Annotated in this window: 16 protein-coding genes and 1 pseudogene; 8 read left to right on the top strand and 9 right to left on the bottom strand. The window is 71.7% G+C overall.

Annotated elements, in window-relative coordinates:
• Positions 1-10: 10 nt before the first annotated feature.
• Positions 11-994 carry an ArsR/SmtB family transcription factor gene (locus FGF04_RS13135; RefSeq protein WP_149511492.1) on the bottom strand — a complete coding sequence of 328 codons (984 nt, stop codon included), beginning with the start codon at positions 992-994 and terminating at the stop codon, positions 11-13.
• A gap of 77 nt (positions 995-1,071) precedes the next feature.
• On the opposite strand from FGF04_RS13135, the pseudogene FGF04_RS13130 reads away from it, so the two are divergent.
• The 3 genes and pseudogenes from FGF04_RS13130 to FGF04_RS13120 all read left to right on the top strand — a co-directional run bounded on the left by FGF04_RS13130 (position 1,072) and on the right by FGF04_RS13120 (position 3,314).
• Positions 1,072-2,389, top strand: a pseudogene (locus FGF04_RS13130) (MFS transporter).
• A gap of 10 nt (positions 2,390-2,399) precedes the next feature.
• Positions 2,400-2,909: a MarR family winged helix-turn-helix transcriptional regulator gene (locus FGF04_RS13125; RefSeq protein ID WP_149511490.1), complete on the top strand. Its 510-nt coding sequence runs from the start codon at positions 2,400-2,402 to the stop codon at positions 2,907-2,909.
• A gap of 66 nt (positions 2,910-2,975) precedes the next feature.
• A complete protein-coding gene (locus tag FGF04_RS13120; RefSeq protein WP_149511489.1) occupies positions 2,976-3,314 on the top strand; it encodes a DUF3817 domain-containing protein in 339 nt (112 codons plus the stop codon).
• Between the two features lie 44 nt (positions 3,315-3,358).
• Here FGF04_RS13120 and FGF04_RS13115 read toward each other — a convergent pair whose 3' ends face one another.
• Entirely contained in the window at positions 3,359-3,985 is a 627-nt protein-coding gene (locus FGF04_RS13115) for a TetR/AcrR family transcriptional regulator (RefSeq protein WP_149511488.1), read from the bottom strand.
• 224 nt (positions 3,986-4,209) lie between these two features.
• On the opposite strand from FGF04_RS13115, the gene FGF04_RS13110 reads away from it, so the two are divergent.
• The 4 genes from FGF04_RS13110 (at position 4,210) to FGF04_RS13095 (ending at position 8,445) form a co-directional block, all read left to right on the top strand.
• A complete protein-coding gene (locus FGF04_RS13110) occupies positions 4,210-5,196 on the top strand; it encodes a tetratricopeptide repeat protein (RefSeq protein ID WP_149511487.1) in 987 nt (328 codons plus the stop codon).
• A 622-nt stretch (positions 5,197-5,818) separates the two neighbouring features.
• Positions 5,819-6,451 (top strand): DUF6230 family protein, encoded by a 633-nt coding sequence (locus FGF04_RS13105; RefSeq protein WP_149511486.1) that lies wholly within the window; start codon positions 5,819-5,821, stop codon positions 6,449-6,451.
• A 106-nt stretch (positions 6,452-6,557) separates the two neighbouring features.
• Complete coding sequence (locus FGF04_RS13100) at positions 6,558-7,112, top strand: DUF6114 domain-containing protein (protein WP_149511485.1); 555 nt, start codon at positions 6,558-6,560, stop codon at positions 7,110-7,112.
• The gene (locus FGF04_RS13095) at positions 7,102-8,445 is read left to right on the top strand and encodes a hypothetical protein (RefSeq protein WP_149511484.1); all 1,344 of its coding nucleotides are present in this window, start codon (positions 7,102-7,104) and stop codon (positions 8,443-8,445) included. Before FGF04_RS13100 ends, FGF04_RS13095 begins: the two co-directional genes overlap by 11 nt.
• A 109-nt stretch (positions 8,446-8,554) precedes the next feature.
• Here the strand turns inward: FGF04_RS13095 and pyk are convergent, their stop codons facing one another.
• From pyk to pta, 3 genes are all read right to left on the bottom strand, one after another.
• Entirely contained in the window at positions 8,555-9,973 is a 1,419-nt protein-coding gene (gene pyk / locus FGF04_RS13090; RefSeq protein ID WP_149511483.1) for a pyruvate kinase, read from the bottom strand.
• Between the two features lie 195 nt (positions 9,974-10,168).
• The gene (locus FGF04_RS13085) at positions 10,169-11,392 is read right to left on the bottom strand and encodes an acetate kinase (RefSeq protein WP_149511482.1); all 1,224 of its coding nucleotides are present in this window, start codon (positions 11,390-11,392) and stop codon (positions 10,169-10,171) included.
• Entirely contained in the window at positions 11,389-13,569 is a 2,181-nt protein-coding gene (gene pta, locus FGF04_RS13080; protein ID WP_149511481.1) for a phosphate acetyltransferase, read from the bottom strand. The genes FGF04_RS13085 and pta overlap by 4 nt, the downstream gene beginning before the upstream one ends.
• Positions 13,570-13,824: 255 nt before the next feature.
• On the opposite strand from pta, the gene FGF04_RS13075 reads away from it, so the two are divergent.
• Complete coding sequence (locus tag FGF04_RS13075; RefSeq protein WP_149511480.1) at positions 13,825-14,850, top strand: ATP-dependent 6-phosphofructokinase; 1,026 nt, start codon at positions 13,825-13,827, stop codon at positions 14,848-14,850.
• A 72-nt stretch (positions 14,851-14,922) separates the two neighbouring features.
• Here the strand turns inward: FGF04_RS13075 and FGF04_RS13070 are convergent, their stop codons facing one another.
• The 4 genes from FGF04_RS13070 to FGF04_RS13055 form a co-directional block, all read right to left on the bottom strand.
• Positions 14,923-15,657: a helix-turn-helix domain-containing protein gene (locus tag FGF04_RS13070; protein ID WP_149511479.1), complete on the bottom strand. Its 735-nt coding sequence runs from the start codon at positions 15,655-15,657 to the stop codon at positions 14,923-14,925.
• A gap of 363 nt (positions 15,658-16,020) precedes the next feature.
• On the bottom strand, positions 16,021-16,995 hold the full coding sequence (locus FGF04_RS13065; RefSeq protein ID WP_149511478.1) for an aldo/keto reductase: 975 nt from the start codon (positions 16,993-16,995) through the stop codon (positions 16,021-16,023).
• Positions 16,996-17,072: 77 nt separating this feature from the next.
• A complete protein-coding gene (locus FGF04_RS13060; protein WP_149511477.1) occupies positions 17,073-17,918 on the bottom strand; it encodes a carbohydrate ABC transporter permease in 846 nt (281 codons plus the stop codon).
• Between the two features lies 1 nt (position 17,919).
• On the bottom strand, positions 17,920-18,774 hold the full coding sequence (locus FGF04_RS13055; protein ID WP_149511476.1) for a carbohydrate ABC transporter permease: 855 nt from the start codon (positions 18,772-18,774) through the stop codon (positions 17,920-17,922).
• Positions 18,775-18,784: the final 10 nt, after the last annotated feature.

Below are 18,784 nucleotides of genomic sequence, written 5' to 3'. Positions count from 1 at the left end.
GGCCCGGGTGTCAGGCCGCGCCCGCGGCCAGTGCGATGCCGAGCGGCGTCCGCTCGTACCGCACCTGATGTCCGTAGCGGTGCGTGACGAGCAGGCCCGCGTCGCGCAGCGCCGACAGGTGCGCGGAGACGGTCGAGGGCGCCAGGTCCAGACGGTGGGCGAGGGCGGTGGTGGTGGCCGGTTCCGCCAGCGCGGCCAGCACGGCGGCCCGGCCGCGGCCCAGCAGCCGCACCAGCGCCCCGGACGTGTGCTCCGGCGGCTCGGCCCACAGGCCGCCGATGCCGCGGGCCGGGTAGACCAGCGTCGGCTGCCAGGGCGGGTCGAAGCCGCTCACCACGTCCGGCCAGGTGAAGGCGCTGGGCATCAGCACCAGGCCCCGGCCGCCGAGCTCGCGCACGTACTCGCCCCGGGAGTCGATCGTGAGGCCGCCCGCCGACCAGGCGACCCGCCGGTCCAGCTCCGGCAGCAGTCCGGCGAGGCCCACCTCGGCTAGACGGCGCGAGTGGAAGGAGACGTCGGCCTCCAGGAGGGCGCGCAGCCGCGGCCAGACCGGTTCGACGAGGGCGTGCCAGACCGCTTCCATCAGGTCCGCGAGCTCCCGGACCGCGCGGGCCGGGTCGTCGAGCAGCGCCCGGCCGGCCGGGGACCCGGTGGCGCCGGGCGTGTCCGCGAGCGAGCGCGCGATCTCGGCGCGGGCGACCTCGGCAGGGGTGGCGCGCACCGCCGCCATCTCCTCCTCGAACGCGGCCGCGGGCCCGATCGGGGGCGGCATCAGGCAGTCCGGGCTGTTCCCGCGCCGCGGCATCAGCAGCCACAGGGGAGCCAGGTCCAGGGCCGCCGCCGCACCACGGATGCGGCGCAGCCACGCCGAGTGGTAGCCCTGGCGCTCCGGGTGCTTGAGCGTGCGGACCGCCTGGTGCGTCTCCCACAGGGGAGAGACCGCGAACCGGCAGTTGAGGAGGCCGTCCTCCCGGAAGAGGAGATGGAACGGCATCACGCCTCCCGGGGGCGGAAGATTCGGCCTGTGCCGAAACTCTAGGATGCGGGGCGCCCGCGCGTGACGCTCTGTCCATGCCAGAAGAAACACCGTCCGCGACGGCGGCGCCCGAGGCGCCGGCCGGCACGGGGCGGGGCGGCTACCGCGCCGTCTTCGCCGTCCAGGAGTTCCGCGCCGTCTTCGCCGCGCACGCCCTGTCCCTGCTGGGCGTCGTCGTCAGCGAGATCGCCCTGACCGTGCTCGTGTACGACCTGACGGGGTCGCCGCTGCTCAGCGCCCTCGTCTTCGCGCTCGGCTTCCTGCCGTATCTCGTCGGCGGGACGCTGCTGTCCGGCGTGGCCGACCGCTTCCCGGCGCGGCGGGTGCTCGTCGTGTGCGACCTGGTGTGCGCCGGGTGCGCGGCGCTGATGGCGCTGCCCGCCACGCCCGTCGCCGCGCTGCTGGCGCTGCGCTGCGCCGTCGCGGCCGTCTCGCCCGTGTTCAGCGGCACCCGGATGGCCACCCTGGCCGACATCCTCGGCAGCGGCGACCTGTTCGTGCTCGGCCGCTCCCTGCTGCGGATGGTCGCGCAGAGCTCCGTGCTGCTGGGCTTCGGCCTGGGCGGCGTCCTGCTGACCTTCGTGCCGCCGCGCGGAGCACTGGTCGTCACGCTCTGCACCTTCCTCGCCTCCGGGCTGCTCCTGCGGTTCGGCACCCGGCGCAGGCCCGCGCGCGACGGCGGCGGATCGCTGATGAAGTACTCCCTGGCCGGCACCCGGCAGGTACTGGGCGACCGGCGGATCCGGGCGCTGCTGCTGCTCCTGTGGGTGCCGCCGATGTTCGTCGTCGCGCCGGAGGCGATCGCCGCCGCGTACGCGGACGAACGCGGCGTCGGCACGGTCTGGGTCGGTCTGCTGATGTGCGCGATGCCGGTCGGGACCATCGCCGGGGAGCTGTACGCGGGCGCCGCCCTGTCGCCCGCGGCCCGCTCCAGGATCGTGCTGCCCCTGGCCGGCTGCGGTCTGCTGCCGCTGCTGGCCTACCCCTTCCGCCCGGACCTCGGCTGGATCCTGCTCGCGCTGGTGCTCGCCGGGGCGGCCGGGGCGTACACGCTGGGGCTCGACCGGTGGTTCGTGGACGCCGTGCCGCAGGAACTGCGGGGGCGGGCCATGACCGTGCACACGGCGGGGCTGATGACGATCCAGGGCGTGGGGATGGCGCTGGCGGGGGCGGCCGCCGAGTTCTGGCCGGTCGGCACGGTCGTGGGCGGGGTCGCCGTGCTCGGCACGCTGTGCTGCCTGCTGCTGGTGGCGGAGGTGCGGCGCACCGGGGGCAGCGGGGCGGCATGAGACCCGAGGACGGCTGCGTACCGAAACGCGAGACGGGGCTGACCACGATATGACCGGCCGGTAGGGTCTTTGCCGTGCCGAAGCCGCTCAGCCTTGCCTTCGATCCCATCGCCCGAGCCGACGAGCTCTGGAAACAGCGCTGGGGATCCGTGCCGTCCATGGGCGCGATCACCTCGATCATGCGCGCGCACCAGATCCTCCTCGCCGAGGTCGACGCGGTCGTCAAGCCGTACGGGCTGACGTTCGCCCGGTACGAGGCCCTGGTGCTGCTCACCTTCTCCAAGGCCGGCGAGCTGCCGATGTCCAAGATCGGCGAGCGGCTGATGGTGCACCCGACGTCCGTGACGAACACCGTGGACCGGCTGGTGCGGTCGGGGCTCGTCGAGCGGCGGCCCAACCCGAACGACGGGCGCGGCACGCTCGCCTCGATCACGGAGAAGGGCCGCGAGGTCTGCGACGCGGCGACCCGTGAGCTGATGGCGATGGACTTCGGGCTCGGGGTGTACGACGCCGAGGAGTGCGAGGAGATCTTCGCGATGCTGCGCCCGCTGCGGGTGGCGGCGCGCGACTTCGACGAGGAGTAGGACGCCGGGCCGCCGGTGCCGGGGGCGCGCGAAGATCGCGGCGGACCGGTGGCTACGCTCGTAGCCATGAAGAAGAGCGTGCTGACCCGCTACCGCGTCATGGCCTACGTCACCGGTGTCCTGCTGGTCCTGCTGGTCCTCGGCATGATCGGCAAGTACGTGCTCGACCTGGACGGTGCCGCGGACTTCACGCGGGTCGTCAGCGTCGCGCACGGCTGGCTGTACGTCGTCTACCTGGTCTTCGCCTTCGACCTGGGCTCCAAGGCGAAGTGGCCGGTGCCGAAGCTGCTGTGGGTGCTGCTGGCGGGGACGGTGCCGACCGCCGCCTTCTTCGTGGAGCGCAGGGTCAGCCGCGAGCTGGAACCGATGGTGACGGACGACCCGAGCGCGGTCGCCAAGGCCTGATCGGGTCCCCCCGCCCCGGCCCCCCCTCTGTTGCGCCGCGTCCCCTAGGACGGGGCCGCCGCGCCCGCCAGGCCCAGCAGCAGGACCCGGGTGAAGGACTGGACCCACGGCTGGTCCACCGGTTCCGCGCTGACCAGGGTGCGGTGCACCACCGCCCCCGCCACCATGTCGAAGATCAGGTCCACCGTGCGGGCGGCCGTCGACGGGTCCGTCTCCGGCGGCAGCTCGCCGCGGACCTGCGCGCGGGCCCGCCCCTCCAGGACCAGCCGCTTCTGCCGGTCCACGACCGAGGTCCGGATGCGCTCGCGCAGGGCGGCGTCCCGCGTCGACTCCGCGAGCACCGCCATCAGCCCGCTCTGCGCCTCCGGTCGCGCCAGGATCGCCGCGAACTGCAGCACGACCCCCTCGATGTCCGCCGCGAGCGTCCCCCGGTCGGGTAGTTCCAGTTCGTCGAAGAGGGCCGCCACCGCGTCGACCACCAGTTCGTTCTTGCCCGCCCAGCGCCGGTAGAGGGTCGTCTTGGCGACCCCGGCCCGCGTCGCCACGTTCCCCAGGGTCAGTCCGGACCAGCCCAGTTCGACCAGAGCCGCCCGCGTCGCCACCAGGATCGCCGCGTCGGCCTCGGCGCTGCGCGGGCGCCCCGTACGGGAGGCTGAGGTGCGACTCTGCATGCGGGCGACCATATCCGGACGTTCCGCGGATGGGGATCGTGCGGACAGGTGAGGGAGATCACCGGGACGGCCTTCCCCCGGCCCGCGCCCGACAGTTACGCTACGGCTCGTAGCGAAAGCGACAGCCACGCGTCGCCGGGTGGGGACCCGGTACGGGGAACACGGATCAGGCCTGGTTTCGGAACGCTTTTCACGCAGACGCGCGGAGGGGGGAGGATGGACGCATGCAGCCACGGAACATGTCCATGAGCGGAGTCGTCGACCTCGCCGCGGTGAAGGCGGCCCAAGAGGCCAAGGCGAAGGCGGAGCAGGCGCGCGCCGAAGCGGCGCGGCAGGGCGGCGGGTCCGTTCCCGCGGTGTCCCCCTCCAGCCTCGTCATCGACGTCGACGAGGCGGGATTCGAGCGGGACGTCCTGCAGCGCTCCACCGAGGTGCCGGTCGTCATCGACTTCTGGGCCGAGTGGTGCGAGCCCTGCAAGCAGCTCAGCCCGCTGCTGGAGCGGCTCACCGTCGAGTACAACGGCCGGTTCGTCCTCGCCAAGATCGACGTCGACGCGAATCAGATGCTGATGCAGCAGTTCGGGATCCAGGGGATCCCGGCGGTCTTCGCGGTGGTGGCCGGCCAGGCCCTGCCGCTCTTCCAGGGCGCCGCCCCCGAGGCGCAGATCCGGGGCACCCTGGACCAGCTCGTCCAGGTCGCCGAGGAGCGCTTCGGGCTCACGGGCCTGGTCGTCGACCAGGACGCCGCCGGTCCGGCGGACGGCGAGGCGACGGCCCCCACGGTGCCGGCCGGCCCCTACGACGCGCTCCTCGAAGCCGCGGTGCAGGCCCTGGACGCGGGCGACCTCGGCGGCGCCGTGCAGGCGTACCGGAACGTGCTGAGCGACGACCCGGGCAACACCGAGGCGAAGCTGGGCCTGGCGCAGGCCGAGCTCCTGCAGCGGGTGCAGGGCGTCGACCCGCAGCAGGTGCGCAAGGACGCGGCGGACAAGCCCGCCGACGTGGGCGCGCAGATCGCCGCCGCCGACCTGGACCTGGTGGGCGGCCATGTGGAGGACGCGCTGGGACGGCTCGTCGAGACCGTGGCGCGCACGGCGGGTGACGACCGGGAGGCGGCCCGCGTACGGCTGCTTGAGCTGTTCGAGGTGGTCGGCTCCGACGACCCGCGGGTGACGGCCGCCCGCAGGGCGCTGGCGCGCGCGTTGTTCTGACCAGTCGCTAAACGCCGGGGTACGTGGTGCCCGGGTGAAGGATTTCGCCGACAGCGACACATTGCGGCCGCGCTTTGCCAAAACTTGGCAATCGCGGCCGCTGTTACTGGCAGTAAGTCGGTGACGTGGGTCTGTCGAAATTCGTCCGGTATTCCACCACTTTGGTCCCTCGTTCGAGGCCACCCTCAGTTGTCGGTGGACACCGGCGGGTCGTTGTTCGGTTATCCCGCCGTTACTAGCCAGTAACGAACCCCCTTGTGCGGGCGGCGAGAATGCACCACGATCGGCGACGCTCGGTCCATTTCCCTTCCCCCGACAGCCACTCGGGTCAGCGGAATGTCTTGGGTCCCCACCGAGCAGGGACGGCGGCAGTGGCGCCGGCCCTTGGGCAGGGGGGTCTTCGCCACATGGCGGAGCCTGTCCGGCAGGTTGTGCGTGAAGTGTTCAGGCGCGACCAGTGGTTGTCGCTCGGGGGTGATCGCCGGTGATCCGGGTGCGTTGCGCGCCTCCGGTTCGGGGCGCTCTCCTTCCCGAGGACGTAGCACTTCTCCCATCCCTGCCCGGCTGAGCCGCCGTCTGGAGGCAGCCAGGGCCGGAGATGTACGTCCGAGAAGGAGGAAATATGGAGTCCCAGGTGCGTGGCGGGACGAGATGGAAGCGGTTCGCTGTGGTCATGGTGCCCAGCGTGGCCGCCACGGCGTGCATAGGCATCGCCCTTGCGCAAGGCGCTCTCGCCGCGTCGTTCAGCGTGTCGGGCCAGTCGTTCAAGGTGACGGCTGACCAGCTGGTCGGTACCGGCTTCTCGCAGTACGGAGCCATCGACCAGGGGTACACGCTCAAGGGCGAGAAGGCGGCGCACCCGGTCGCGGTGTCGGCGTTCAAGTCCGCGTCGATCACGAACATGTGCCAGTCCGTGGTCACCCCGGACATCCCGCTGCTCGGGTCCGTCAGCCTGAACCTGAAGGCGGGCGGCGGCAGCACGCCCGTTCAGGCCGAGAACCTCTACATCGATGTCGAGGACCTTTCGGCCAACGCGACCTTCACCAACATCGACATCGGTGTCGCGGCGAAGGACGCCAGCAAGGGCCCGGGGATCGCCAAGGGTGACCAGGCGAACCCCTACGGCTTCGCGCAGCAGGCCGAGAAGGCCGTGCTGACCGACGTGAAGCAGACCGCGTGGGCGACCACGGCGGGCACCTTCAAGCTCAGCGGCCTGAAGATGTCGCTGTCCAAGGGTGTCAAGGAGTGCTACTAAGCACTCTCCGGGCGGGCGAGGGAGCGGACGCTGCCTCGCCCGCCCGTCCCCCTACTCGTAGTACGTGAACCTCTCACAGCAACGCCGTTCCAGGGAGCTGTTTTCCATGAGCGCCGAGACTCCTGCAGGGATTCCTGCCGCGCGCGGTCAATTCACCTACTGGCGGCTGCGGTTCCGTGCCTGGCGGGGCGGCCGTCCGTTCTGGGCCGGCCTGTTCATCCTGCTCGCGGGATTCCCGATCGCGTACTTCCCGTACGCGAATCTCCAGATCGGGCATCTCACGCTGGCCATGGCGACCACCGCGGGTGCCGGTTCGCTCATCATCGGCGTGCTCCTCGGCGTACTCGGAATCAGCCTCTGGTACCAGAAGCACGTGCGGGTCTTCGCCGGTGTCGCGGCGATCCTGCTCGGCCTGGTCTCCATCCCCGTGTCGAACCTCGGCGGCTTCCTGATCGGTTTCCTGCTGGCCCTGATCGGCGGCGGGATGGCGGTCGCCTGGGTGCCGGGCGAGGAACCGGACGCCCGCGCGGCCGGGACGGACCGTACGGACGAGGGAGGCGCTCCGCAGGCCGTACCGCCGGCCGACGGCGCGATCGAGCCGAACGATCTGTCAGGAACGAGCCCGACCAACGGGGCGAACGGGAGGCACAGTGCCGGCTGACGAGGTCCACCACGCGGACTCCGCGGGCGAGGCCCGTGCGAGAACCGGGCCGCGGCACGCAGCCCCCAGGAAGCCGCTCCTCACCAGGCTGCACGTGCCCGCGGGCAAGGCGATAGCCATAGCGTCGATGCCGACCGCCATCCTCATGGGCATGGGGTTCACACCGACCCTCGCCCAGGCCGACGACAAGCCGTCGGCGAAGAACCTCACGATCGACGAGTACAAGGACTGCGTCGAGGCGCTGGACGACAGCGAGAAGGACGCCGGCAAGGACGACGAGGGCAAGGACGAGGACAAGGACGCCGAGGCGTCGGCGACCCCGTCGCCCTCCGCCTCGGCGAGCGCTCCGGCCGGCGACGACGACGATCAGGACCCGTCCGGCGGCGACTCCGCGGGCGGCGGCTCGACGGGCGGTGGCTCTTCCTCGGATTCAGGTTCCGAGGACAAGCCCGCGCCCGCCCCGTCCGCCTCCACGAGCACCCCGGCCGGCTCCGGCGGCGCGTCCACCCCGGCGCCCACGCCCTCCCAGGGCGGCGGCAACATCCTGGAGGGCATCGGCGACGCGCTGGAGGACATCCTCACGCCCGGCGGGAGGGAGACCGCGACCCCCACCGCGCAGCCCTCCGCCACGCCGAGCCCCTCGGCGACGAAGAGCGCCTCCGAGGCGGCCGGCAAGCCGAAGGACGACCCGGCCGACGGGACCGGGGACGCCGGGGACCCGGCGAAGGACGCGACCGAACCGGCCGCGGACGCCACGGAGAAGGCGGAGGACGCGGCCGACGAGGCCACCGCCTCGCCGACCCCGACCCCGACGCCCAGTCCCTCCGCGAGCTCCACCACGGACCCGGACGACTGTCCGGCCGCCACGGACGAGGAGGGCGGCGTCGAGACGGGCATACCCGCCCTGGCCGACGACCCGTGGATGCTGGAAGCCAGCTCCCTGACGCTCAAGGGGGCCGACTACAAGGGCATCGTCAAGGTGAAGACCGCCAACGGCTCGGTCAAGGAGGTCCTCAAGTACGTGATCTCCGGCGGCACCGACATCGGCGACCTGCACCAGATCGTCGACGACAAGGACGCCGGGGTGCGCTACCACGTCCAGGGTGGCAGTGGCACGACGTCCACCATCAAGAACGGCAAGACGGTCATGTACACGGAGAGCATCTCGGGCAACCTGCTCGGGCTGATCCCGATCACGTTCGACCCGGAGCACCCGCCGCCGCTGAACATCCCGCTGATCTACTTCACGAAGGTGAAGGTCGTCCAGGCGGCCCAGTTCGGCGGAGACCTGACCATCCCCGGGATGCGCCAGTACAACACCCCGCTCGGCTGACCCCGGCGGGACCGGCGGACCCGGCACCCGCACCCGTACGCACCGAGGGCGCCCCCTGTGATCCAGGGGGCGCCCTCGGTGGTGCGTACGGGTGCCGGAGCGGGGCGGGTCAGCTGCCCAGGTGGTGCACGCGGACCATGTTCGTGGTGCCGGGGACGCCGGGGGGCGAACCGGCGGTCATCACGACGATGTCGCCCTCGCTGAAGCGGTTGAGCTTGCGCAGCTCGCTGTCGACCAGCTCGACCATCTCGTCGGTGCTGTTCACGAACGGCACGACGTAGGACTCGACGCCCCAGCTCAGCGCGAGCTGGTTGCGGGTGCCCTCCTGCGTGGTGAAGGCCACGATCGGCTGCGCCGCGCGGTAGCGGGAGAGCCGGCGCGCGGTGTCGCCCGAGTCCGTGAAGGCCACCAGGCCCCGGCCGCCGAGGAAGTCCGCGATCTCGCACGCGGCACGGGCCACCGAGCCACCCTGCGTACGCGGCTTCTTGCCCGGCACGAGCGGCTGCAGGCCCTTGGAGAGCAGCTCCTGCTCGGCCGCGACGACGATCTTCGACATCGTCTTGACGGTCTCGATCGGGTACGCGCCGACGCTGGACTCGGCCGACAGCATGACCGCGTCCGCCCCGTCCAGGATCGCGTTGGCCACGTCGGAGGCCTCGGCGCGCGTCGGGCGGGAGTTGGTGATCATCGACTCCATCATCTGGGTCGCGACGATCACCGGCTTGGCGTTGCGCCGGCAGAGCTCCACCAGGCGCTTCTGCACCATCGGGACCCGCTCCAGGGGGTACTCGACGGCCAGGTCGCCGCGGGCCACCATGACGCCGTCGAAGGCCGCCACGACGGCCTCCATGTTCTCCACCGCCTGGGGCTTCTCCACCTTGGCGATGACGGGGACCCGGCGGCCCTCCTCGTCCATGATCTTGTGCACGTCGTTCACGTCGTGGGCGTCGCGCACGAAGGAGAGCGCGACCAGGTCGCAGCCCATCCGCAGGGCGAAGCGCAGGTCGTCGACGTCCTTCTCGGACAGCGCCGGGACGTTCACGGCCGCACCGGGCAGGTTGATGCCCTTGTGGTCCGAGATGACGCCGCCCTCGATGACGATCGTCTTCACGTTCGAGCCGTCGACCTCGACGACCCGCAGCTCGACGTTGCCGTCGTTGATCAGGATCTGGTCGCCCTTGGAGACGTCGTTCGGCAGGCCCTTGTAGGTGGTGCCGCAGATCGACTTGTCGCCCGGGACGTCCTCGGTCGTGATGGTGAACTCGTCACCGCGCTCCAGCTCCACGGGACCCTCGGCGAAGGTCTCCAGCCGGATCTTGGGACCCTGGAGGTCGGCGAGGACGCCGATGGCGCGCCCCGTCTCCTGGGCGGCGGCCCGGACCCGGTCGTACCGGCCCTGGTGCTCGGAGTGGGAGCCGTGGCTGAAGTTGAAACGGGCCACGTTCATGCCGGCCTCGATGAGCGAGACGAGCTGTTCGTGGGAGTCGACGGCTGGGCCCAGTGTGCAGACGATTTTGGAACGGCGCATGGGGGCGATCCTATCGGTTTGTTTCGCTTCGGAATATTCCGTCTGGCGGAAGGTACAAATGGGCGGGTGTGCGCTCAGGCGTGAATCCGACGAGCCATTTCCCGGCCGGTCTTTTCCGTGTTTCCCGCGCTTCCTGACTTTCCCGCTTTTCCTCCGCTTTTCCGCTCGTTCGTCTCGGCGGCCGGCCGCGTCCTCTCAGGCGCCGCCGTCCCGCACCAGCGCGTAGGTCTGGTTCGCGATCTCCAGTTCCTCGTCGGTCGGCACGACGGCCACCGCCACCCGCGCGTCCGGCGGCGAGATCAGCCGCGGCCCGCCGGACCGCGCGGCGTTCAGCCCGTCGTCGACGGCCAGTCCCAGGCCCTCCAGGCCCGCGACCGCCGCCTCGCGCACGGGGGCGGAGTTCTCGCCGACCCCGGCGGTGAAGACGACCGCGTCGACCCGGCCCAGCACCGCGTAGTACGCGCCGATGTATTTCCGCAGCCGGTGTATGTAGATGTCGAAGGCGAGCCGCGCCCGCGCGGCGTCCTCGCCGCCCTCGTCGATGCGCCGGCGGATCTCCCGCATGTCGTTGTCACCGCACAGGCCGACCAGCCCGCTCCTCTTGTTGAGCAGAGTGTCGATCTCGTCCGTGGACATTCCACCGACACGCGCCAGATGGAAGATGACCGCGGGATCGACATCTCCCGAACGCGTCCCCATCACGAGCCCCTCCAGCGGGGTGAGGCCCATGGAGGTGTCCACGCACCGGCCGCCCTCGACCGCCGACGCCGAGGCGCCGTTGCCCAGGTGCAGCACGATGAGGTTCACGTCCCCGGGGTCCCGGCCGAGCAGGCGCGCGGCCTCCCGGGACACGTACGCGTGCGAGGTGCCGTGGAAGCCGTACCGGCGCACGCGGTGCTTGTCCGCGGTCTCCACGTCGATCGCGTAGCGGGCCGCGGCCTCCGGCATCGTCGTGTGGAACGCGGTGTCGAAGACGGCGACCTGGGGGAGGTCCGGGCGCAGCTCCTGCGCGGTACGGATGCCGGTGAGGTTGGCGGGGTTGTGCAGCGGCGCCACCGGGATGAGGCGCTCGATCTCGGCCAGGACCGCGTCGTCGACGACGGTGGGCCGGGTGAACCGCTTGCCGCCGTGCACGACCCGGTGGCCGATCGCGGCCAGCTCGGGGGAGTCCAGGCCGAGCCCGTCCTCGGCCAGCTCCTGCGCGACGGCCTTCAGCGCGGCCTCGTGGTCGGCGATCGGCCCGGTCGTCTCGCGCTCGTCGCCGCCCGCGGCCAGCGGGGAGTGCTTGAGCCGGGAGGTCCGCTCGCCGATGCGCTCGACGAGGCCCGCGGCCAGCCGGCTGCCGTCGCCCATGTCGAGCAGCTGGTACTTCACCGACGAGGAACCGGAGTTGAGGACGAGGACGCGGGTGGCGGTCACTGGGCGGAGGCCTTCGGGGTCGAGGACGGGGACGGGGTCAGGGACGGGTCCGGAGCCGGGGCACCGGTCGCGGACGGTTCGTGGGTCGCGGTGCCGGCCTGTGCCGCGGGCCCGGCCTGGGCCTGGATCGCGGTGATGGCGACCGTGTTCACGATGTCCCCGACGAGCGCGCCGCGGGACAGGTCGTTGACCGGCTTGCGCAGGCCCTGCAGCACCGGCCCGACGGCGATCGCGCCGGCCGAGCGCTGCACGGCCTTGTAGGTGTTGTTGCCGGTGTTGAGGTCCGGGAAGATCAGCACGGACGCCTGCCCGGCGACCTCCGAGCCCGGCAGCTTGGTCGCCGCGACGGACGGCTCGACGGCCGCGTCGTACTGGATCGGCCCCTCGATCCGCAGGTCGCCGCGCCGGGCGCGGACCAGCTCGGTGGCCGTGCGCACCTTGTCGACGTCCGCGCCCGAACCGGACGTGCCGGTCGAGTACGAGAGCATCGCGATCCGCGGCTCCACCCCGAACTGCGCGGCGGTGCCCGCCGACTGGACGGCGATGTCCGCCAGCTGCTCCGCGTCCGGGTCCGGGTTGACCGCGCAGTCCCCGTACACGAGGACCTTGTCGGCGAGGCACATGAAGAACACCGAGGAGACGATGGACGCCTCCGGCTTGGTCTTGATGATCTCGAAGGCCGGCCGGATGGTCGCCGCGGTCGAGTGCACCGAACCCGACACCATGCCGTCCGCCAGACCATCCTGGACCATCAGCGTGCCGAAGTAGTTCACGTCCGAGACGACGTCGTACGCCAGCTCGACCGACACGCCCCGGTGCGCCCGCAGCGCCGCGTACCGCTCGGCGAACCGGTCGCGCAGCTCCGAGGTCTGCGGGTCGATCAGCTGCGCCGCGCCCAGGTCGATGCCGAGGTCGGCCGCCCCCTTGCGGATCTGGTCGACGGGGCCCAGCAGGGTGAGGTCGCAGACGCCGCGGCGCAGCAGCACCTCGGCGGCGTGCAGGATACGCGCCTCGGTGCCCTCCGGCAGCACGATGCGCCGCTTGTCGGAGCGGGCCCGCTCCAGCAGCGTGTGCTCGAACATCATCGGCGTGACGCGTCCGCTGCTGGGCGCCGAGACGCGCTTGAGCAGGTCGGCGGTGTCCACGTACCGCTCGAAGAGGCCGAGGGCCGTCTCCGCCTTGCGGGGCGTGGCCGCGTTCAGCTTGCCCTCCATGGCGAACAGCTCGGACGCCGTGAGGAAGGAGCCGGTCTCCACCGCGACCACCGGCGTGCCGGGGGCGAGGCGGGCGGCCAGGGTGAGGACGAGGTCGCTGGGGCGCTCGTCCAGCGTGAGCAGCACCCCCGCGATGGGCGGGGTGCCGGCGCTGTGCGCGGCGAGGGCGCCCACCACCAGGTCGGCGCGGTCGCCGGGCGTCACGACCATGCAGCCGGGGGTCAGCGCGCCCAGGAAGTTCGGCAGCATCGCGCCGCCGAAGACGAAGTCCATCGCGTCGCGGGCGAGCCCCGCGTCGTCGCCGAGCAGCACCTTGCCGCCGAGGGCGTGGGTGATCTGGGCGACCGTCGGCGCGGAGAGCGCGGGCTCGTCCGGCAGCACGTGGCACGGCACGGGCAGCCGGTCGTCGAGCAGCCCGTGGATCTCCGCGCGGTCGGCGGGGGCGACCCGGTTGACCACCATCGCCAGGACGTCGCAGCCCAGGCCGTCGTAGGCGCGGAAGGCGTTGCGGGTCTCCGCGAGCACCGACTCGGCGGTCTGCCCGCGGCCGCCGACGACCGGGATCACGGACGCGCCGAACTCGTTGGCCAGGCGGGCGTTGAGCGCGAGCTCGTCCGGGAACTGGGTGTCGGCGTAGTCGGTGCCGAGCACGAGGACGACGTCGTACTCCCGGGCCACCCGCAGGAAGCGGTCGACGAGCTGCGACACCAGTTCGTCGGTGCCCCGCTCGGCCTGGAGGGCGGACGCCTCGTGGTAGTCCATGCCGTAGACCGTCGCCGGGTCCTGCGCGAGGCGGTAGCGGGACCGCAACAGCTCGAAGAGCCGGTCGGGCCCGTCGTGGACCAGCGGCCGGAACACCCCCACCCGGTCCACCTGGCGGGTCAGGAGCTCCATGACTCCCAGCTCGATGACCTGGCGGCCGTCACCCCGGTCGATCCCGGTCACGTACACGCTGCGCGTCACGCGTGCTCTCCGTTTCCTGCGATGTCGGTCGGACAGCAGCCGGGTACCCTCGGCTGAGCCCTCTTGACACTACCTCCGGGCGCGGATAAGGCGCCCGTCGGACCGGGGGCGCGGAGGGGCGCGCGGGGCACGGACGGCGGCCCCCTGTCGCGCGTGAAACAATTGGACCGGCTCTCACGTACCGACCCGCACGTATCGGCAGTACGTATCGAAACCGACAGTACGTATCGAACAGCGAGCAGGAGACACAGCACGATGCGCATCGGAGTTCTCACCGCAGGCGGCGACTGTCCGGGGCTGAACGCCGTGATCCGGTCGGTCGTGCACCGGGCCGTCACCAACTACGGGGCCGAGGTCATCGGCTTCGAGGACGGCTACGCGGGACTGCTGGAGGGCCGCTACCGCTCCCTCGACCTGGACGCCGTCAGCGGCATCCTGGCCCGCGGCGGCACCATCCTCGGCTCCTCCCGGCTGCAGCGGGACCGGCTGCGCGAGGCGTGCGAGAACGCGCAGGACATGGCGCGCGAGTTCGGCATCGACGTCCTGATCCCGATCGGCGGCGAGGGCACGCTGACGGCGGCCCGGATGCTGTCGGACGCGGGCCTGCCGGTGGTCGGCGTGCCCAAGACGATCGACAACGACATCTCGGGCACGGACCGCACCTTCGGCTTCGACACCGCCGTCGGGGTCGCCACCGAGGCCATGGACCGCCTGAAGACGACCGCCGAGTCCCACCAGCGGGTGATGGTCGTCGAGGTCATGGGCCGGCACGCCGGCTGGATCGCGCTGGAGTCCGGCATGGCGGCCGGCGCCCACGGCATCTGCCTGCCGGAGCGGCCGTTCGACCCGTCCGACCTGATCAAGATGGTCGAGGAGCGGTTCTCGCGCGGCAAGAAGTTCGCGGTCGTGTGCGTGGCCGAGGGCGCGCACCCCGTCGAGGGCACCATGGACTACGGCCACGGCGACATCGACCAGTTCGGCCACGAGCGCTTCCAGGGCATCGGGACGGCTCTGGCGTACGAGCTGGAGCGGCGGCTCGGCAAGGAGGCCAAGCCGGTCATCCTCGGTCACATCCAGCGCGGCGGGACGCCGACCGCGTACGACCGGGTGCTCGCGACGCGCTTCGGCTGGCACGCGGTGGAGGCCGCGCACCGGGGCGAGTTCGGCCGGATGACGGCGCTGCGCGGCACGGACGTCGTGATGGTCCCGCTGGCCGAGGCGGTCACGGAACTGAAGACGGTCCCGAAGGACCGGATGGACGAGGCGGAGTCGGTCTTCTAGCCGACTCCGCGGGCTCCCGGGGCGGGCACCCGCCCCGGGGCGGTCCGGGAACGGCCCCCGGCGGACCGGACGTCAGCCGCCGTCGGGGCGGGTACGGGCCTCGGGGGCGCCGTCGTGGCGGATCGTCGTCCAGAAGCGGTCGACGATGCGGTCCAGGAAGTCGTGGCCCGCGTCGGCGTCCAGGGTGACCGCGCCGCCGGCCCAGCTCAGCGTCTTCACCATCCGCCCCTGGTACTCGGTGTGCAGCGCCCGCAGCGCGTGCCCGACCACCCGGCGCTCCATCGGCAGCAGCTTGCCCACCGGGCGGACGTACGCCTGCCAGCGCGTCGTCACCGCGCCGCGCAGCATCTGCGCCAGCTTCGGCTCGCGCCCGGTGACCGTGACGTGGTCGGCCAGCGACAGTTCGAGCACCTCGGCGAGGGCCGCCGACTGCCGCTCGCTGCCGCGCCATTCGTCGGCCTCCTCCATGCGGATGTAGGCGAGGAGCTGCAGTCCCACGGCGCGTGCCACGTCCTCGGCGGCGAGACCGCGGGCGATGCGGTGCTCGCGCAGGGTCCGCGGCGCGCCGATCAGTTCGCTGACCGAGCACCACAGCACACCGGCGAGCGCGACGAGTTCGCCGTGGCCCGGCGAGGCCAGGCCCCGCTCCCAGGTCAGGACGAGGTCGGGGGTCACGTGGGGCAGTCCGAACGAGGTCCGCATCCCGTACGCGACGTGCTCGGGCCCCATGCCGAGCGCGAGGCGCAGTTTCCGGGCGGCCGGGGCGTCGAAGGGCGGGGTGGGCCGATGGGCCGGCTCTTGGTGCACGGGCCCAACTTAGGGGCGTGGGGCTGCGGTGACTACGTTCTGTTCGGCCAGGATCACAGATTGTGCGAACCTACTATTTCAGACAGCCGTCCACCGAATCCGCGTACCCACCGACGCATCCGGGCCGCCGGGCGCGGACAGGGCGGGTGTACGGGGCCGGGGGGCCCGGCAAGCGCCATGAGCAGCGTTGACGGGCATATGCGTCGGCTCCCACCGGCGGCGGAAGCCGACGCTCCGTCAGGGGCGGCATCTGACGGGGCGTCGGGTCCCGTCCCTTCCCGCGCCCGCGGATGCGCACGGCGGCGCGCGCGGGGCCCGGGAAGCGCGCGGCGCGAACCAGCCGGTGCCCGTGGGACGCCGGGCTCAGCGTTCCATCATGCGCATGCCGGACTCGTTGTGGGTGTCCCCGGCGGCCGGCGGAAGACCGGTGAGACGGGCGAGCTGCTCGTCGGAGAGGCGGACGGCGTCGGCGGCGCTGTTCTCCTCCACCCGGGCCACGCGCTTGGTGCCGGGGATGGGGGCGATGTCGTCGCCCCGGGCCAGCAGCCAGGCGAGGGCGACCTGGGCCGGGGTCGCCCCGACCTGCGCGGCGACGGCCGCCACCTCGTCGGCCAGACGGAGGTTGTGCCGGAAGTTCTCCTCCGTGAACCGGGGGTTGTCGGCGCGGAAGTCGGTGGGGTCGAACTGGTCGGTGGAGCGGATCGTGCCGGTCAGGAAACCGCGTCCGAGGGGCGAGAAGGGCACGAAGCCGATGCCCAGTTCGCGCAGCACCGGCAGGACCCGGGCCTCGGGGTCGCGCGTGAACAGCGAGTACTCGGACTGGACCGCGGTGACCGGATGGACGGCGTGGGCGCGGCGGACGGTGTCCGGCCCCGCCTCGGAGAGGCCGATGTACCGGATCTTGCCCTCCTGGACCAGCTCGGCGAGGGCCCCGACGGTCTCCTCGATCGGGGTGCCGGGGTCGACGCGATGCTGGTAGTAGAGGTCGATGCGGTCGGTGTCCAGCCGCCGCAGGGAGCCCTCGACCGCGGTGCGGACGTTCGCCGGGCTGCTGTCGGTGCCTCCCTCGCGGCCGGAGTGGGAGATGAGCCCGAACTTGGTGGCGAGCACGACCTGGTCCCGGCGGCCCTTCAGGGCGCGGCCGACGAGTTCCTCGTTGGTGTAGGGGCCGTAGACCTCGGCGGTGTCGATGAAGGTGACACCCAGTTCCAGCGCACGGTGGACGGTACGGACGGACTCCGCCTCGTCGGTCCCGGCGCCGGTGTAACCGTGGGACATGCCCATCGCGCCCAGCCCGATCCGGGAGACCTCCAGGTCACGCAGCCTGATGTGTTTCACGGTTCATCCGCTCCTTCGGTCCGGTGTGCGGCCACTGCCTGCCACGGCCCATGATCCACCCTGCCCGGTCCGGGCGGTCAGCCCTTGACCGCCCCGCCCAGGGCGAAGCCGCCGCCCAGCTTCCGCGCCACCAGCACGTACAGCAGGATCACCGGCGTCGAGTAGATGATCGAGAACGCGGCGAGCTGCCCGTAGACCACCGTCCCGCGGTTGCCGAAGAAGTCGTTGATGCTCACCGACGCCGGCATCTGGTCCGGTGAGAGCAGCAGCATGAAGGGGACGAAGAAGTTCCCCCACATCGCCACGAACGAGAAGACGGTCACCACCGCGATGCCCGGACCCATCAGCGGCAGCACGATCCGCAGCAGCGACTGGAACGACGAGGCGCCGTCCGTCCAGGCCGCCTCCTCCAGCTCCTTCGGCACGCCGTCCATGAAGTTCTTCATCAGCCAGATGGCGAACGGGAGTTGCGAGGCGGTGAAGAAGAAGATCGTGCCCTGCATGGTGTCGATCAGGTCCACCTGCACGAACAGCGCGTACACCGGGACCATGATCGCCGTGATCGGCAGGCTCGTCGCGAAGAGGATCGTGAGCAGGAAGGGACGGTTGAGGCGGGACCGGAAGCGGGAGAGGGGGTACGCGGCCAGCGCCGCGCACACCACCGTCAGCAGGGTCGCGCTGCCGCACAGGACCAGGCTGTTGAGCAGCGGCGTGAAGGTGATGTCCGGCTTCAGGACCGCGTCGAAGTTGTCGAGCGTGACCCCGTCGGGCACCCGCACCTTCAGCCCGGCGCGCGGATCCAGGGAGGACAGCACCACCCAGGCCAGCGGCAGGACGAAACTCGCCGCGACGAGCAGGAGGCCCGCGTCGGCGGCGTAGCGGCGGGCGGCGCGGCGGGTGTGCAGCGTCGTGTGCGCGGCCATCTCAGACCTCCGTCCGCAGCAGGCGCATGTAGACCAGGGAGAAGAGGGAGCCGACCACCAGCAGCAGCAGGGCGACGGCGGTCCCGTAGCCGATCATGCTCTTCTGGAAGGCCTGCTCGTACATGAACAGCGGCAGGGTCTGGCTGCGGTTTCCCGGCCCGCCCCGCGTCATCACCCAGATGAGGCCGAACACCGAGAGCGTCTGCAGGGTGTTGAGCATCAGGTTCGTGCCGATGGAGCGGCGGATCATCGGCAGCGTGATGTGCCACATCCGGCGCCAGCCGCCCGCCCCGTCGACCTCCGCGGCCTCGGTGATCTCCTTGGGGATCTCGTTCAGGGCGGCCGAGTAGACCAGCATCGAGAAGGCCGTCCCGCGCCACACGTTCGCGAACGACACCGCCAGGATCGGCAGCGTGAACAGCCAGTTCTGGGAGGGGAGGTGGAGCTGGTCGAGGATCGCGTTCAGGGTGCCCTCGCGGCGGAAGAAGGCGTACAGCAGGAAGCCGGCCACCACCTCCGGGAGCACCCACGCGGTGACGACGATCCCGCCGGTGAGCGTGCGCACCGGCTTCGAGGCGCGCTGCATCAGCGAGGCCAGGGCCAGCCCCAGGGTGTTCTGCCCGACGATCGAGCTGAGCACCGTGAACACGAGCGTCAGCCACACCGCGTTGAGGAACGCGTCGTCCTGGAAGGCGGTGCGGAAGTTGTCGAAGCCGGTGAAGGACGACTCGGCCTGACCGGTGAGCTGCAGATCGGTGAACGCGATGTAGGCGCAGTACGCGATCGGCCCGGCCAGGAAGAGGAGCAGGAGGACGAGGGCGGGGGCGACGGGGACGGCCCGGCCGAGCGTGCGCAGGCGCGGGGAG

The organism is Streptomyces apricus, assembly GCF_008369065.1.
GTDB lineage: Bacteria > Actinomycetota > Actinomycetes > Streptomycetales > Streptomycetaceae > Streptomyces > Streptomyces apricus.
This window is presented reverse-complemented; position numbering and strand designations above follow the sequence as displayed.